This is a genomic window from Actinomadura sp. WMMB 499 (assembly GCF_008824145.1).
In the GTDB taxonomy this organism is placed as follows: Bacteria; Actinomycetota; Actinomycetes; order Streptosporangiales; family Streptosporangiaceae; genus Spirillospora.
Window position 1 is genome coordinate 2,549,379 of sequence record NZ_CP044407.1, and the last position, 14,523, is coordinate 2,563,901.

The following is a 14,523-nucleotide window of genomic DNA, read 5'->3' on the forward strand; positions in this document are numbered from 1 at the left end:
AGATTAACACCGCTCTCGTGTCGCCCGTCAATAGTGATGTAGCCTTTTCTCGCACCAACTCCACGACATCGACCCTGGAGACGTCGGCACACCGCGATGTCCACGGCTACCTAGCCGAACAGAAACAGGTCTTCCATGACCGAATACTGTCTGGGTCACCGGCGACAGAGGGGGAACCTCGCATGGCGGGACGGGACCGAGCCGATCAGGCACCACCGGACGACTTCGACGCGCGGGCCCCGGAGACGTTCGACAGCCCCCACGACACCTACCGCGACCTGAGAGCGCGGTGCCCCGTCGCCCGCTCCGGCGAGTACGGCGGCTTCTGGGCGCTGACCCGCCACGACGACGTGGAACGCGCCGCCCGCGACTCCGACCTGTTCATCTCCTCGGTGAAGGCCGTGGTCCCCAGCGACCCCCGCGGCATCCGCCGCCCCCCGCTGAACTTCGACGCCCCCGCGCACACGCCGTTCCGCCGCGCCCTCGACCGCACCCTTCACCGCACCCGCCTCGAACGCCTCGAACCCCGGCTCACCGAGCACGCCCGCCGCGAGATGGCCCGCTACGTCGCCGCGGGCGGCGACATCTGCCGCACCTTCGGCACCATCTACCCCGCCTACACGGCCGCCGAATGGCTGAACCTGGACGACGACCAGGTCCCCGTCCTCGCCGACCACGCCACCGAATGGGTGGACGCCTGGCGCCGCCAGGACGCCGAGGTCGTCACCGCCCGCAGCGAGCGGCTCTACGACATGGCCCGCGCCCTCGTCGCCGACCGCCGCGAGCACCCCCGCGACCCCGAGGAGGACCCGGCCAGCTCCCTGCTCGGCGAGATCGCCGACGGGGCCCCGCTCCCCGACGAACTGATCGTCGGCGCGCTCCGCCAGTCCCTCGTCGTCGGCATGGTCGCCCCCCCGATCCTCTTCGGCGGCATCTGCGTCCACCTCGCCCGCGACCCCGGCCTCCAGGACCGCCTCCGCGCCGACGCCTCGCTGCTGCCCGCGGCCGTCGAGGAGTTCGTCCGGCTCTACACCCCGTACCGGGGATTCGCCCGCACGGTCGCCGAACCGGTCACCCTGCACGGCCGCACGATCGCCCCCGGCGAACCCGTCACCCTCGTCTACGCGTCCGCCAACCGCGACGAACGCGTGTTCGCCGAACCCGACGAGTTCGTCCTCGACCGGCCCGACATCATGCGCCACCTGGGCTTCGGCCGCGGCCGGCACCGCTGCGTCGGGATGTCCCTGGCCCGGCTGAGCATGCGCGTCGGCCTGGAGCAGCTCCTCGCCCAGACCTCCCGCATCGAACTCGACGGCCCCATCGAGACCACCCGGATGCCCGAGGTCGGCGCCCAGGCCGTCCCGCTGCGGGTGACCGCCCGGTGAGCGAGGTCGACCTCCCCCGCCGCCAAGCGGGCCCCAACCCGCAGCACCTCCTGCTCAGCATCCTCGGCGACTTCTGGCCCGGCTCGACCGCGCCGATCCCCGGCGCCGCGCTCGTCGCCCTCCTTCAGGCCTGCGGCACCACCCCGGACGGCGCCCGCGTGGCGATCAACCGGCTCGTCCGGCGCGAGGTCCTGATCCGGACGCGGCACGGCCGGACCAGCCGCTACCACCTCTCCCAAGCGGTGGTCGCGGGCGGCGTCGCGGGCCTGCCGAGGATGATGACCTTCGGCGCCGACAGCGCGGAACCCGGCTGGGACGGCACGTGGATCCTGGTGACGGTCGCCGCCACCACCGACCAGGCCGCCCGCCGCTCCCTGCGCACCCGGCTGCGCGCGCTCGGCTTCGGCATGCTCTCCGACTCCGTCTGGATCGCGCCCTCGACCCACCGGGACGCGGCCGTCGAACTCGCCGCCGCATCCGACGTCCCCGTCGTGGTCGTGCACGGAACCGTCGTCCACCCGGTCACCGGCGGCGTCCTCGACACCCTCACGACCTGGCCGATGACCGAGATCCGCGGCGACTACGAGGACTTCATCGCCGCGCACCGTCCCGTCATCGACCGCGCCCGCCGGGGCGAGGTGAGCCCCGACGAGGCGTTCGGCCTCCGGGTCCGGATGACCGACCACTGGCGGGGCCTCTACCGCCGCGACCCGGGCCTCCCCTCCGAGGTCCTCCCGCCCGACTGGCCCCGCGCCCGGGCCCACGAGATCTTCGCCGAACTCTACGACCGCCTCGGCCCCCTCGCCGAGTTCCGCTGCGCCCAGCTCGTCGCCCCCCACACGTCCCCGGACACGCCCCCGCCGCGCCACTACACCATCGGCGACGGCTTCGCCGCGCTCACCGACCGCATCCCCCGCCCGCGCTAGGCCGTCTCTCCCCCGAGCAGAGCCGGCCCGGTTCGAAAACGTGAACGTCCGCCGACTCAACGCCGACGGCTCAACCGCCGGCAACCGGATGAAGTCCAACATGATCTCCGTCCGGACGAGTTCGGGCCGGCCCCCGCCGGCTCGGAAGCCCGCGGGCTCGTACTCGTCATCGGCGGAGAAGGGCTCCAGGGGAATCACGATGTCCCAGCTACCGGCGACGGGATGGTCGAGATCGGCCGGCCAGTAGCGAATGCTCCCCGGCACGGGCTCGAGGAACTCGTCAGTCAGATCGAACATCCGAGGATCCTGCGCAAACGACCGAAAGCCGGTTCGGGATCTCTCCCGAACCGGCCTCTGACCTGGTGTTCCTTGGTGGAGCTGAGGGGATTTGAACCCCTGACCCCCTCGATGCGAACAGGATCAACTCCACTCAATTAAGCCTTAGATCATCAACTTGAAGGTAAACTCCCAGGTGAGAGGCGATGGCAATGCCACCCGGTGTCACCGGATATCAAGATCGAATACAAGGTTCCGGTGGCATTTCGGTGGCAAACGATCACCGTCGAGGAGCCCCATGGGATTCAGCCGCCCCCGAGTCGCCAAGGACGGCACGGTCCGCTATGCCGCCGTGTACCGCGACGTTCGCGGACGCATCCGGCACGCCGGAACCTTCGCCACCGAGGCCCAAGCCGACAAGGCATGGCAGACCGCTCTCGCCAAGATCCATCTCCAACGCCTACCCGATCCCGGCAAGGGCCGCCAGCGGTTCCGCCACTACGTCGAGGACACCTGGTTTCCCAACCACGTGATCGAACTCCGCACCAGGGAGAACTACGACTGCGAGATCAACCGCCACATCATGCCCTGGTTCGGCGACATGCGGATGATCGACATCCTTCCCATCGACGTCCGCGAGTGGGTCACCCACCTCCAGTCCGAGGGCGTCAAGCCACCCACCATCCGGTACTGCATGACCGTCCTCAGCGCCATCTTCACCACGGCACTGAACGACCTGGTCATCGTCCTGCACCCGTGCAAGGGCGTGAAGACGCCGCCCGTCCCCAAGAAGAAGCGCGTCATCATCACCCCCGAGCAGTTCGACGCCCTCTACGCAGCACTTCCCGACCCACGCATGCAACTCTTCGCCGAACTCAAGATCGAGACCGGCCTCCGCTGGGGCGAGATCACCGAGCTGCGCCCCAAGGACATCGACTTCCCCACCCGCATGCTCACCGTGAGCCGCGTCGTCATCGAACTGAGCCCCAAGCACCATCCCGAAGGCGGCCGCTTCCTGGTGAAGGGCTACCCCAAGGACCGAGAGCACCGCAGCCTCAAACTCAGCAAGCAGATCAGCGAGAAACTCGCCGCCTACATAGCCGCCAAACACCGCCAACCTGACGACCTGATCTTCTTCCTCCACCCCGACGAGTACCCGCAGTCACCTCGTCTGCGAGTCCTCGCCGACCCCGAAACCCTCGGCTTCATCGAGCCCGACCGGCGATACCGTCACGGCACCCTCAGCGGCTACTCCGCAGGCATATGCCGCTGCCGACACTGCAAGGACGTCTACGCCGACTACCGGGCCCGCCGCCGTGAAGCGGGCAAGGACTCCCCCAGACGCCGCCGCACCATCAACACCGACGGCCACTTCCCCCGCAGTTGGTTCCGCGAACGCATCTGGAAGCCCGCCATCGAGGCCGCCGACCTCCGGGTCCACGTCCGCCCCCACGACCTCCGCCACGCCCATGCGTCATGGCTCCTGGCCGGCGGCGCCGACCTCCAGGCCGTCAAGGAACGCCTCGGCCACGCCAGCATCATCACAACCGAGAAGTACCTGCACACCCTCCCCGACGAAGACGACAGCACGCTCGACGCCTTCGACAAGATCCGCAACCGCTCCAACCCCAACGGCACGATCAGGGCCGTCTGATGCTGGCTACGAAGCCTGCCTAGGCACCCCGCCTCCCTTCACCATCGAGAACAGGTAACACCCGTCGCCTGAGCGGCTACAGGCTCGATGTCAGTCGCAGCGAAGGTCCGGCTCTCCACGGAAGAGCCGGACCCTCGTCGGGATGGGTCGGCGACCCGCTAACTCGGCTCGATGCCCAGGAGCCTGCGAAGGTCGACCGTCACGACGCGGTATCTGGTCCCGATCCGGACCACCTTGCAGGGGAACTCCCCACGCCTCGCCAGCTCATAGGCACGCGTCCGTCCAAGCCCGATGGCACGGGCGGCGGTCTCGACGCTGATCGTGGTGGGGAGGGCGAGCAGCTCGTCATGGCTCATCTCGTTCACGCTCAGGCCCCTCTCCGGGAGTTGCCGAACCATCTCGCCCGTAGCCCTTTGCTTTCGTCCTTCACACGTTGCTCGGCCCGTTGGGTTGGGGCCGCAGGAGCCGGTCCGGCCGCAGTGTCGCGGGACGTTGGTGCGCTGGTCGCGAACGGCTGATCCCTGCTCTGGACACCGCTAATCGCGCTCCGCGCCTGGTTGACGGCTTCACCGCATCCCGCGCCTTGGTTACGCGCGTGAAGGACGGCCTGGCCGAAGGCGTCGAGTGCTTCGTCCAGACTCGCGCCTTGGTCATGCGCGAGGTGCCCATCCATGTGCTGGCGCGTAAGGCAGCGTTCGATTTGGAGCAGGAGTTGGTCGAAGCCGGTCGCGGCCGCATGGACGGCGTCCAAGACCGCGTTGACGGTCACCGGCCCGGCAATGCCGCGCGGTTGGCTGACGGCCCGCTTCAGCGAGCGGATGGCGTCTTGGAGATCCTGGGCATACTGCTCGGTCTCGTGGTCAGTCTGGCCGTCACGTCCAGACTGGACACGGTCACCGGTCATGGGTGCACTCCTAGAGGTGCAGACCCTCCCTCGGAGGGCCTGAGTCGTTCATGGACATGGCCCGTCCTTTCTGTTGAGCAGCGACAGGGCAGACGCTCTGCCGCTTCATGACGTTGTTTACGCTCCGTCATTGTGCACGGACTGTAAGCACGGCTCCATCACTACGGACGCATCGGCGAGTCTTGGGCCATCAGGTCAGCGCTTGGGCGCATCCTTGCGGTGCGATGGCCTCCTGGCCGAACGAGTTACGTGCGTTGCCGTCGCTCCCAATCCGTCGGCCAGGGGCACCGGGAAGGACTCGGCAACAAGCCGGGCCACCTCCCGGCCTTCGCCGAGGGTCTCCGTGACGTGCTGCGATACCGGACCAGCGGTGCCGGACGCCATCGATCGGACGGCGTGAAGCCTCCCAGCCGCCCGGCGAGCAGCATCGGCTTGCGCCAGCCGCTGCTGGGCATGGCGATGCTCAGCCGCCGATTCAATGAGATCTGCAAGGTTCGCTATCAAGAGCAGCAGATCGACCGAAAGGTGATCCTTCCTTTCAGATCGACCTTCCCAACAGACGTTGGCGACCGCAAGCATCCGCGCCGCCACACGCAACGCGTTGCCATACGTGGTGAACGGTGGCGGACGGCCGTATGGTTCTCGGGCTGCGCGATCGTAGACATCAGCGGCCTTGGCGAGTCCGTGGTCACCGGTGATATCCGCCGTGACATGGAGAACGTCCGAGGCGGCCGCTGCAAGATCGGCCCGGACACGCGGATCTTGTATCTCCCGCATCTGCCAAGCAGCCGTCCCAGCCGCTCGGGCGGCCCGCCGATAGGCCACGGCCCGCCCCTCGCGAGCGGCCCATGCACGCGGCGTCCGCCCACGCGCCCCAGTGGCAGGCGGCCGGACTGCCCCATCCATCCACCTATGACGCAACTTGGGCAAGGTGAGATCAGCGGCGAGCTTTCCACCTGAGAAGAAGACCGGTGCACCGGCCCGGCTCGTATAGTCAGGGACCGCAACGGCGTATCCCGTGACCTCTCCGGGGGTCGAGACACTGAATCGCAGCCGCACCGCCAAACCGCGCTCACGCAAGCCAGCAAAGAACTCCTCCTCGCTGCCGGCCGATGCGGCGGCTGCGGCCACATGCCGACGCAATACGACACGAGGCGGCTCCTCCAAGCCGGCCCTCTGGGCTCGTTCCTGCTCAGCCCGTGAAGGACGTGGTGCCGCCGTCCGGTCCGCGGGCGCAGTACGCACCAGCTCATACCTTTGCTCGACGAGTTGGCACGCCGTACGCGCTTTGAGGTAGTCGCGAGTGATGTTGGGTCTACGGCCGTCCTCTCGGGCCAGCGTGGCCACGACATGGATGTGGTCGTCTGCGTGACGAACGGCGATCCACCGGCAAGCCTCCGGATCACCCCGTGGCGCGATGCCGGTCTGATGCATCAGTTCCTCGGCGACGTCGGCCCACTCCTCGTCAGTCAAGGGACGATCCGTGGGGGCAGTTCGGAGCGAGCATTGCCAGACCGGCTCAGCCGGTCGGCTTCGCCTCATCGTCTCCAGCGGAGAGCGCATAGCATCGGCCAGCAGCCGAAGATCGCACCTCCCACCCGTACGCCTCGGTGGCTCCAGGGCAGCCGGATGCCGGTACCCGGCCACGATGTGGGGGTCGGCGTGCTCGTTCCGCTTCCCTGGCCCATACAGGTACCGAAGCAGGTTGCCGACATCGGCGCCGCGAGTGACCTTCGCGATCACGGCAGGCGTCGGCCGAGTTCGACGATGGCGGCCTCCACCCGCCGCACGACCTGGAAGCAGTACGCCGCCAACCATCGCACCGATTCCGGCACCTCGTTGTAGGTGTTGGCATGGCGCACGAGCTGGTTGAGGTTGACCCCGACCGCGTTGACCTGACGGCTGGCGTTTCGCAGTTCGGCATGCAGAGCAACGAGCGCTCCGTCCAAGGGCTGCTGCTCTCGGATCGAGGTGCGCACCGTCTTCACGACGAAGGCGCTACAAGCGAGCCCAGCTCGCGTTGCCGCCTCACGGATCTCTTCGTACTCCTGGTCACAAACGCGGATTCTGAGCTCGCGCTCTCGCCGCCGTCCCCCGTCGAGCTTCGCTCGACGCCGCAGCGGCTCGGCCCCATCGCTGCCCCGCTTGCCTGTCGCCATATACCCCCGCTCCCGGCTTTCAAGGACCGCGCCCGGTCCTCGCCTGGCCAGTGTGATCTTCCAAGCGGAAGTTATCCACAACAGGTAGCGCTCTACCAGCTATCTTGCATCCCGCAGTGACTGATTTGGCAGCCGGTTGAGTTGGCGCATTATTCTCTTAACTCGACCGAAGCGTGATGCACGATGCCGCGAAATATCAAGGCATTCACCGTTCCAACGAGGCTCTCAATACCCGCTATACGCAGCAAAATTGAGAATCGCCGCGATTGCCCATTACGCCCAGCGTTTTACAGCTCTGCACACCCCTGCAGCCAACTGCCTCGCCACTGTCTCCACAGGCACGAAGCCGGACCCGCGTATCCAACACGCGAGTCACGAAACCCGCAACTCCGCCCACACTACTTTCCCGCCGCCCTGGGTCGGATACCAGCCCCACTTGTCACAGTAGGCCCGGACGACGAGCAGCCCACGTCCTCCCTCGGAGTCGAAGTCAGGAAGCTGCTCGACCGGCGGTTCGTCGCTGCTGTCCCACACCTCAACGAGCACCACGGCCTGCCCGTAGGACAGACGCAGCTTCACCCATTTGAGCTGAGCAATCTCAGCAAACGGCACCGCAAGTGGGGCCTTCGCGTATGCCTCTTGCTGGCATGCATCGAGCGTGCCGGTCGCCTTCACCGCGTTACTGACGAACTCAGTGATCACAAGTTTTACATCATTGAGCGGAGCGCCCACATTCCATCGCTTGAAGACGTCCTCAGCATGCCGACGCCCCCAGTAAGCGGCGTTGGGCAGCGCAACGAGCGTCATCCCACTTTGATACGTCCAGGTATTCATAGTGCCACCTCGTGCGTTGCCGGATCAGTCGGAAGCAGGGTCGGCGTCGGAGCCCGGCTCACGCAGATGTCGCAATGGGGGAACGAGCATCTGCTGACGACGCCGACCCTGCGCTTGGGACACGGCTGGCCGACGTCCCCTCTGACCGTGCCTGCCGTACGCATAGGGCCCTCCGCGCGGGTTGCTGAGCGGTGGGTGACCAGCTTCCAACCTGAAGGGACGCTGAGCTATGCGACTTCGGCATACCGTTTAGGCGCTTGAGGTATAACGAGGAGACAGCCATCACCAGGCGACAAGCACTGGTCGAAATCGATCACCAGGAAGTCACCGTCGGTCATGAGAACCGGGGACAATGTCCGTATTTGCTGCAGTTGCGGCGCACGTCTGGCACGGAGCAATCCCGACACTCAGTGCGCCCCATGCCAGGCGAAGGCGCGTGATCACTACACCAAGCCGCCGACCGTGCCCGCCGCCTTCTGGAATGCTGAGCCACTACGCACAGCCCTCGCGAACTGGCACATGGGACGGCTTCTCCGGGCATACCGTCACCACCCTCACCATGGTCCCCGGGCGTTACCGCAGGATGTTGTCGCACGCTGGCTGAACATCACCCAGGCGCAACTCAGTCGCATCGAGAGCGGGCCGCCAGTGACCGACCTCGATCGCCTCATCCCATGGGCCCGTACGCTCGGCATCCCACCTGGCCTGCTGTGGTTCAAGCTCCCGGAGAAACCCCAGTCGCGATCAGTGCCGCGCGTTCCATCGCGCACCGTCGTTCCATCGCTTCCCACCGCCGTGCAGTACGCCGTACTCACTCCGTTCGACAGCGCCCTGCCGTTGAGCGACGAACCGGAAATGACGACGCTTCACGCCTTCCGCGCGGCAGACCGGCAGATCGGCGGCGGACACCTTTACCCCACGGTCACCAGCTACCTGCAGTCCACACTCGCCCCCCGACTGTTCGGTACCCAGACAAGCCGCGGGAGTACGAGCATCTTCACCGCAGCAGGCGGCTTTACCGAGATGGCAGGCTGGATGGCTCACGACGCAGGCCACGACCAGCTCGCCCACCAGCACTTCCGCCGCTCCCTGGCCTTGGCCCAGATGGGCGATGACCCGCAGTTCGCCGCCCACGTCTACGCCAGCATGAGCCATCTGTCCCTGCACCAAGACGAACCCGACCAGGCCATATCCCTGGCACGCCAAGGCCACGCCACGCTCGGCGACGCACCGCCAGCGCCGGCACTCTCCGCACGGCTCTACGCGATGGAAGCACGCGGCTTGGCGGCCCGAGCCGACGGAGCCGCCTGCGCAGACTCACTGAAGAAGGCCGAAAAAGCGCTCGAACGCTCCGCCGACGAGAGCCCATCACCGTGGGTGAGTCCGTTCGACTCGGGCTCGCTAGCAAGCGAAGTCGCCCGCTGCATGCGCCAACTCGGCAAGCTGGCCGAAGCCGAGCGCCAGGCCCGACACATCATCGAGCTCCGTGCCGACAGCCACACACGCAGTCGAGTCTTCGCCAAACTGCTCCTGGTGACCGTGCTCATCGCCCAAGGAAGATCAGACGAGGCGTGCTCCCAAGTACACGAGATACTCGACCTGATCCAGGGGCTGAGTTCACACCTCGTGACACAACAACTAGACGAGCTTTACACACTACTGGTGCCGTACCGCACAAACACCACAGTCGCCGAGCTCATGCCCAGCCTAGAAGGTACCCTCCGAGGCCGACGGGATCTCTACAGTTGGCTAAGCAACGGGACCACCGAAGCAGGTTAGGCCGAGGAGAATCGATGCCTCCAGAAGAACCGCTCTACGAGCGAGACCCCGAGGCATGGCGCGCCCATCTCGCCGAGGGCAACGCCACTCAGCCTCGCAAACGCGTAGGCGCCGACGCCCTCATCCGGGACACAGCAGGCCAAATACTCCTGGTCGACCCAAAATACAAGCCCGACTGGGACCTACCCGGCGGCATGAGCGAAGCCAACGAGCCCCCTACCGAGACCGTCCGCCGGGAACTGAAGGAAGAGCTCAACCTCGACCGACGCCCCAGGCAACTCCTGTGCATTGACTGGGTACCGCCGCACGGCCCCTGGGACGACTGCCTCATGTTCATTTTCGACGGCGGCGTACTGGACGACCACCAGATCACCGGACTAATCGTCAACGACGACGAGCTTAGGTCCTTCAAGTTCTGCACCAAAGACGAAGCCGCCATGCGCCTTCGTCCATACGTCTGGCGGCGTGCACACGCAGCCATGAAAAGCTTGGAAGTAAGCAAAATCTTCTACCTGCAGGACGGACATTAGCCGATCCGGAAGCTCACCGCAGATACGAGAAGTTCCTGCTCATCTGCTCATACTGGCGTCGATCACGCGAGAGTTCCGGGTCAAGGATCTCGCGCTCCGCTTCTCGCATACGAACGATCGCCTCGTCCAGAAATTCGGGGTTTCGGGCACGTTTCATGATCGCAGCACCCGCTTCTGCGAGTATTCGATAACTATGGCGATCTCTGGGGTTTCTCGACACGCAATTTAGGCCCGATGACCACGCGGTTTGCAACATAGCCATACGGTCTTCTTCAAGGATCCCCGGAGTGTCCTCAGCACGCCGCAGGGCGAGAATCACCTTGTAGCGATCTATAATATGATCTTGCCCAATCTCTTGAGCGGCGATTTGCATCTCTTGGGCGGCACTATCCAACATTGACAGATCGAGATACTTTCTAATCAAACGCCGACGAGGAGTTCGTTCGGCCGGCAACTTGCTAATCATTTTCTGCAGCAAAGTAACTTGATCTTCATAATTGCTGAGTCGCTGAATTCCCCATTCAGTAGTACAGATCGCTCGAGCGGTTTCAAGCTCTAGCCAAACCGCTGGATTTATTCCGTCGATCAGCCTGCTCAGCAAATTGAACAACTCTTGTTGATCGGTGAATTTATAGGTAGCAATAACGTCAGCAATGACATCGTGTCTTGTGGCCCAGCCGAAGAGGCCACTGCGGGGATCGATGTCATATTCGGTAATTATACCCTCCATTATAGAGAGCAACGTCGAAAGAGTACCCGCATCAACGTTCAAAAGGCGTATGATCAACTGCCTATGCACCTTGGCATCCATCGCTTGCAGGACAGCGACGTGCCTGTAGATCTCCTGTTCCTCGACCTTCAACTCGGCATATTCTCGCAGAAGAATGTCGTCAAGCCGCTCGCTACCAAATATGTTCTTAAGGCAAACATACATTTCCGCGCTACAGCGATCCCGCAAGCGCTTGATGCGCTGCTGTCTGCTCAATAGGGCAAAATGTTGTTCCACCAGGCGGCGAATCGATGGCTGATGCTCAACTAGGTTTACTAGTTGCTCCAGATCACCTTCAGTAAGAATCGACAGATTTTCGACGCGTCCCTTGCTGAAAAAATAAGGCGCCTTTGAGCGAGATTGCCATTGGTTCTTGTTCGCCGTGAGAACCAGTCTCAACGCGGGATCGGGAATGCGACTGAAAATCTCAACGAGTTTGTTGAGCTCAGTCATTCGCCTCATGCAGTTGTCGATGAGGAGGAACCCTCGTCGCCCCGCCGCACGAAGTGACTCCTCGACCAGCAACCAAGCAGCAACGTCGAGCGGATACGACTCCCGGTGTTCCCAGCATGACGCCCCATCCTTGTACTGCTTGAAGAGCAGGCGCCTTGCCAGACACGTCTTGCCCACACCAGCAACCCCAGTGATAACCAAGGAGTACCCGTTGGCGCTCACCATAGTATCGAGTAGTTCAAGCTCGACTGCCCTCGGGATTGTCAGGCCGGCGGAGATGTCTGCGTAAGTAGCTGGTGAACCATTAAATAGCCGCGCAGCATCTGACATAAGAGCCGCAGCGTGAGCAACATCTGTCGTGACGGTAGCAAGTTCAGGCGGGAGATCGTCAGGGTCGCTCGACGTACTCGTATGCACGAGCCGTGCATCCCTCTTATCCTTAGCTCCTAGCACATACATGAACTCGTCTAGTGAGCCAAATGCAACTCTGAATCCTTTTTGCTCCAGGAGTTGAGCTCGATCCCTGTCCTGCTCGTAAGAGAGGAGGAAGATCCGGCCCGCGGTGCCCTGCTTGTCTCGTAGTCGAGCTGTCTCTTTTGCCAGATCTCTCAAGTGTGTATCTTGTAGAGATTGTCCCAGAATTAGGGTATCAGTGGTGGTCATAGACAGGGCAAGAGCTTGCCACAGGCTTTGCCTGTACTGCTCCAACTCGTCATAATCCCGTTCCGTCAGGAGCAGACGTCCCTTGTTCCCGAGTGCGATATCTTCACTGATGCAACCGTGAATCTTGAATAGCGTAGTCGTACCGACAAGACTTCTTGGTGTCGAAAAGTCAAAGTTGGATTTTATGACCTCGAGATTTCCATTGGCGCGGCGGTAACTTTTTTCAACCAGTTGATCAAAATTGGTGCTATATATTTCGTGCCAGTTGTAGACGGGGAGTGCAAGAAGTCCACCTGATGGCTCAAGGGGCGTGAGCTTCTTCCGAACACTCTCGACTAGCGGGCGTCGACCTCTACGTATCTCATAGATCCCTGAGATCTCGGCCAGATCATTGCCGTCGGGGACAGGATCCAGTTCTTTCGCCAGACTTCTCGCCAGACTCGCTCCACTGGGGGCCCCCGAAGGCATAGATGCCCCCGCCCCAAGAAGCAAAGTCGTGCTAGCGGGGTCCACCAAGGAGCAGAGCTCGTTTAGGTCGATCACAAGACCCCCTGCTGGACACGGTGTTGCACTCGCCTAGCGACAAGGCGATCCACTCTGTTTACTCGCAGTCCCGGAAAGGTATCACTCGGAAGGCTTGATCACCATCTAAGCACTACTAGTGGCCTAAAACGGCAAGTGTCGGACCGAAGTTGCCAAGTGCAGGGCCCTCCTCAGGCATCACCCGTGTCACACCAGGCTGGCGAGTCAGGATTGCCCCGGAGAGACCGCTTGCCCACCGCGCTGAGGCGAAGCGGAGTAGCACCTTTGAAGACGTAGAGCAAGCTCTCATGCGGCTTGCCGGTCACTGCATCTCCCACTCCGGTGAACGCTTGGCATGTCCGATTCATTGTCACTTGGGACGGAATGTTCGGATTGGCCGTCATAGATCGTTTGCGGATGGCGTGCATCTGGGATGCCGGACTGGCCAGACGAGGGAGTGTCTAATTGGCGGCAGATCCGGTGATCAAGGAGACGCCAGGTAACCGACAGCATTGTTGAGGGCGAGTCCGCTGAGCAGCTGGTCCTGGCGCCGCTGGGCGCGGCGTCGGATGAGCAGCTGCTCTCGATGCTGGTGGAGCGTGCTCGGACGCAGGGATTGCAGCTGACCGAAGAGGGCGGCCTGTTGCAGCAGCTGACCAAGCGCGTGCTGGAGTCCGCTCGGCTACGACGAGCACGACGCCTCGGGCCTGGGCGGCGCCGACAGCCGCGACGGCACGCGGGCCAAGTCCGTGCTCACCGACGTCGGCCCGGTCTAGGTCGAGGTGCCCCGCGACACCGGCGGCACCTTCGAGCTGAACGATGCATTGTGGACGATTGTGCGAGGCCAAACGTCTCCACCGCCTCGGGCAGGCCCTTGAGGCCGTCGCAGAACAGCATCAGGACGTCCTCGACACCGCGGTTCTTCGGCTCGGTGAACACGTACAGCCAGTACTTGGCTGCCCTCAGCGCCGTCGCCGGCCCAGATGCCCACCAATGTCACGGTGGCCCTCCGCGGTCACCGCCATCACCACATAGATCGGCCGGTTCGCGCCATGCCCGTCCCGTAGATCGTCCGCAAGCGTCAGCGCCGTTTGCCCCATCGACCGCCGCGTCTACCCGGTCCTGTTTGTTCGCGGACGCGATCAACGTCAGGTTTTGGGAACCCTGCTGCGCAACAGCTTCCGTTACGCGACCCGCCAGGACTGAGACAAGATCGCCAGGCGCTCAAGCCAATCTACACGGCATCGAACCAGGAAGCGGTCGAGGAACAGTCCCTGGAGTTCCAGGAGGCCCGGGGCGGGAAGTGTCTGGCGGTCATTGAGCTCTGGTCGGACGCCTGGGCAGAGTTCGTGCCCTTCCTCCGCTTCGACGTCGAGATCCGCAAGGTCGTCCGCAGCACAAACGCGATCGGCAGCATGAGCGCGCGGATACGCAAGGCCGTCCGCGCCCGTGAAACCTTCCCGAGCGAGGCCGCAGCGATGAAGTGCGCCTACATGGCGCTGATGTCCCTGGACCTGACCGGCAAGGGCCGCGAGCGTGGACCATACGCTGGAACGCGCCTCTCAACGCCTTCCAGATCGAGTTCGGGCCGACTCGTCCCGACCGCCGACTGAACGTGACCGCCGTCGCCGGTGCAGTTGCCGCACTGGCACAGCTTGCGGAGGTGCTG

The 14,523-nt window shown here is 63.9% G+C and carries 12 protein-coding genes and 1 pseudogene; 6 read left to right on the top strand and 7 right to left on the bottom strand.

The genetic code is table 11. The annotated features are described in order from the left end of the window. The first annotated feature begins 182 nt into the window (after positions 1-182). The 3 genes from F7P10_RS10930 (at position 183) to F7P10_RS45405 (ending at position 4,241) form a co-directional block, all read left to right on the top strand. On the top strand, positions 183-1,385 hold the full coding sequence (locus F7P10_RS10930) for a cytochrome P450 (RefSeq protein ID WP_151009247.1): 1,203 nt from the start codon (positions 183-185) through the stop codon (positions 1,383-1,385). Beyond that, entirely contained in the window at positions 1,382-2,311 is a 930-nt protein-coding gene (locus tag F7P10_RS10935; RefSeq protein WP_151009248.1) for a PaaX family transcriptional regulator C-terminal domain-containing protein, read from the top strand. Before F7P10_RS10930 ends, F7P10_RS10935 begins: the two co-directional genes overlap by 4 nt. Before the next feature lie 574 nt (positions 2,312-2,885). After that, on the top strand, positions 2,886-4,241 hold the full coding sequence (locus tag F7P10_RS45405; RefSeq protein ID WP_151009249.1) for a tyrosine-type recombinase/integrase: 1,356 nt from the start codon (positions 2,886-2,888) through the stop codon (positions 4,239-4,241). Positions 4,242-4,399: 158 nt separating this feature from the next. Here the strand turns inward: F7P10_RS45405 and F7P10_RS10945 are convergent, their stop codons facing one another. The 5 genes from F7P10_RS10945 to F7P10_RS10965 all read right to left on the bottom strand — a co-directional run bounded on the left by F7P10_RS10945 (position 4,400) and on the right by F7P10_RS10965 (position 8,111). Further along, a complete protein-coding gene (locus F7P10_RS10945; protein WP_151017963.1) occupies positions 4,400-4,597 on the bottom strand; it encodes a helix-turn-helix domain-containing protein in 198 nt (65 codons plus the stop codon). A gap of 11 nt (positions 4,598-4,608) precedes the next feature. Beyond that, entirely contained in the window at positions 4,609-5,145 is a 537-nt protein-coding gene (locus tag F7P10_RS10950; RefSeq protein ID WP_151009250.1) for a hypothetical protein, read from the bottom strand. Between the two features lie 195 nt (positions 5,146-5,340). Further along, a complete protein-coding gene (locus tag F7P10_RS10955) occupies positions 5,341-6,618 on the bottom strand; it encodes a relaxase (protein ID WP_151009251.1) in 1,278 nt (425 codons plus the stop codon). Positions 6,619-6,884: 266 nt separating this feature from the next. Continuing rightward, positions 6,885-7,304, bottom strand: coding sequence for a hypothetical protein (locus F7P10_RS10960; RefSeq protein WP_151009252.1), 420 nt, complete (start codon positions 7,302-7,304; stop codon positions 6,885-6,887). Positions 7,305-7,676: 372 nt separating this feature from the next. Next, positions 7,677-8,111, bottom strand: coding sequence for an ATP-binding protein (locus F7P10_RS10965; RefSeq protein WP_176611405.1), 435 nt, complete (start codon positions 8,109-8,111; stop codon positions 7,677-7,679). Positions 8,112-8,786: 675 nt separating this feature from the next. Here F7P10_RS10965 and F7P10_RS10970 point away from each other — a divergent pair. Both F7P10_RS10970 and F7P10_RS10975 read left to right on the top strand, forming a co-directional pair. Further along, entirely contained in the window at positions 8,787-9,917 is a 1,131-nt protein-coding gene (locus F7P10_RS10970) for a lipopolysaccharide assembly protein LapB (RefSeq protein WP_151009254.1), read from the top strand. A gap of 14 nt (positions 9,918-9,931) precedes the next feature. After that, positions 9,932-10,447, top strand: a complete 516-nt coding sequence (locus F7P10_RS10975; RefSeq protein WP_151009255.1) for an NUDIX hydrolase — start codon at positions 9,932-9,934, stop codon at positions 10,445-10,447. Between the two features lie 13 nt (positions 10,448-10,460). Here F7P10_RS10975 and F7P10_RS10980 read toward each other — a convergent pair whose 3' ends face one another. After that, the gene (locus tag F7P10_RS10980; protein ID WP_151009256.1) at positions 10,461-12,875 is read right to left on the bottom strand and encodes an SIR2 family protein; all 2,415 of its coding nucleotides are present in this window, start codon (positions 12,873-12,875) and stop codon (positions 10,461-10,463) included. Positions 12,876-13,709: 834 nt separating this feature from the next. After that, positions 13,710-13,811, bottom strand: a pseudogene (locus F7P10_RS44210) (transposase); the annotation flags it as partial. Positions 13,812-13,945: 134 nt separating this feature from the next. Between F7P10_RS44210 and F7P10_RS10995 the strand changes: the two are divergent. Beyond that, positions 13,946-14,467 (top strand): transposase, encoded by a 522-nt coding sequence (locus F7P10_RS10995; protein ID WP_218040460.1) that lies wholly within the window; start codon positions 13,946-13,948, stop codon positions 14,465-14,467. Positions 14,468-14,523 lie beyond the last annotated feature (56 nt).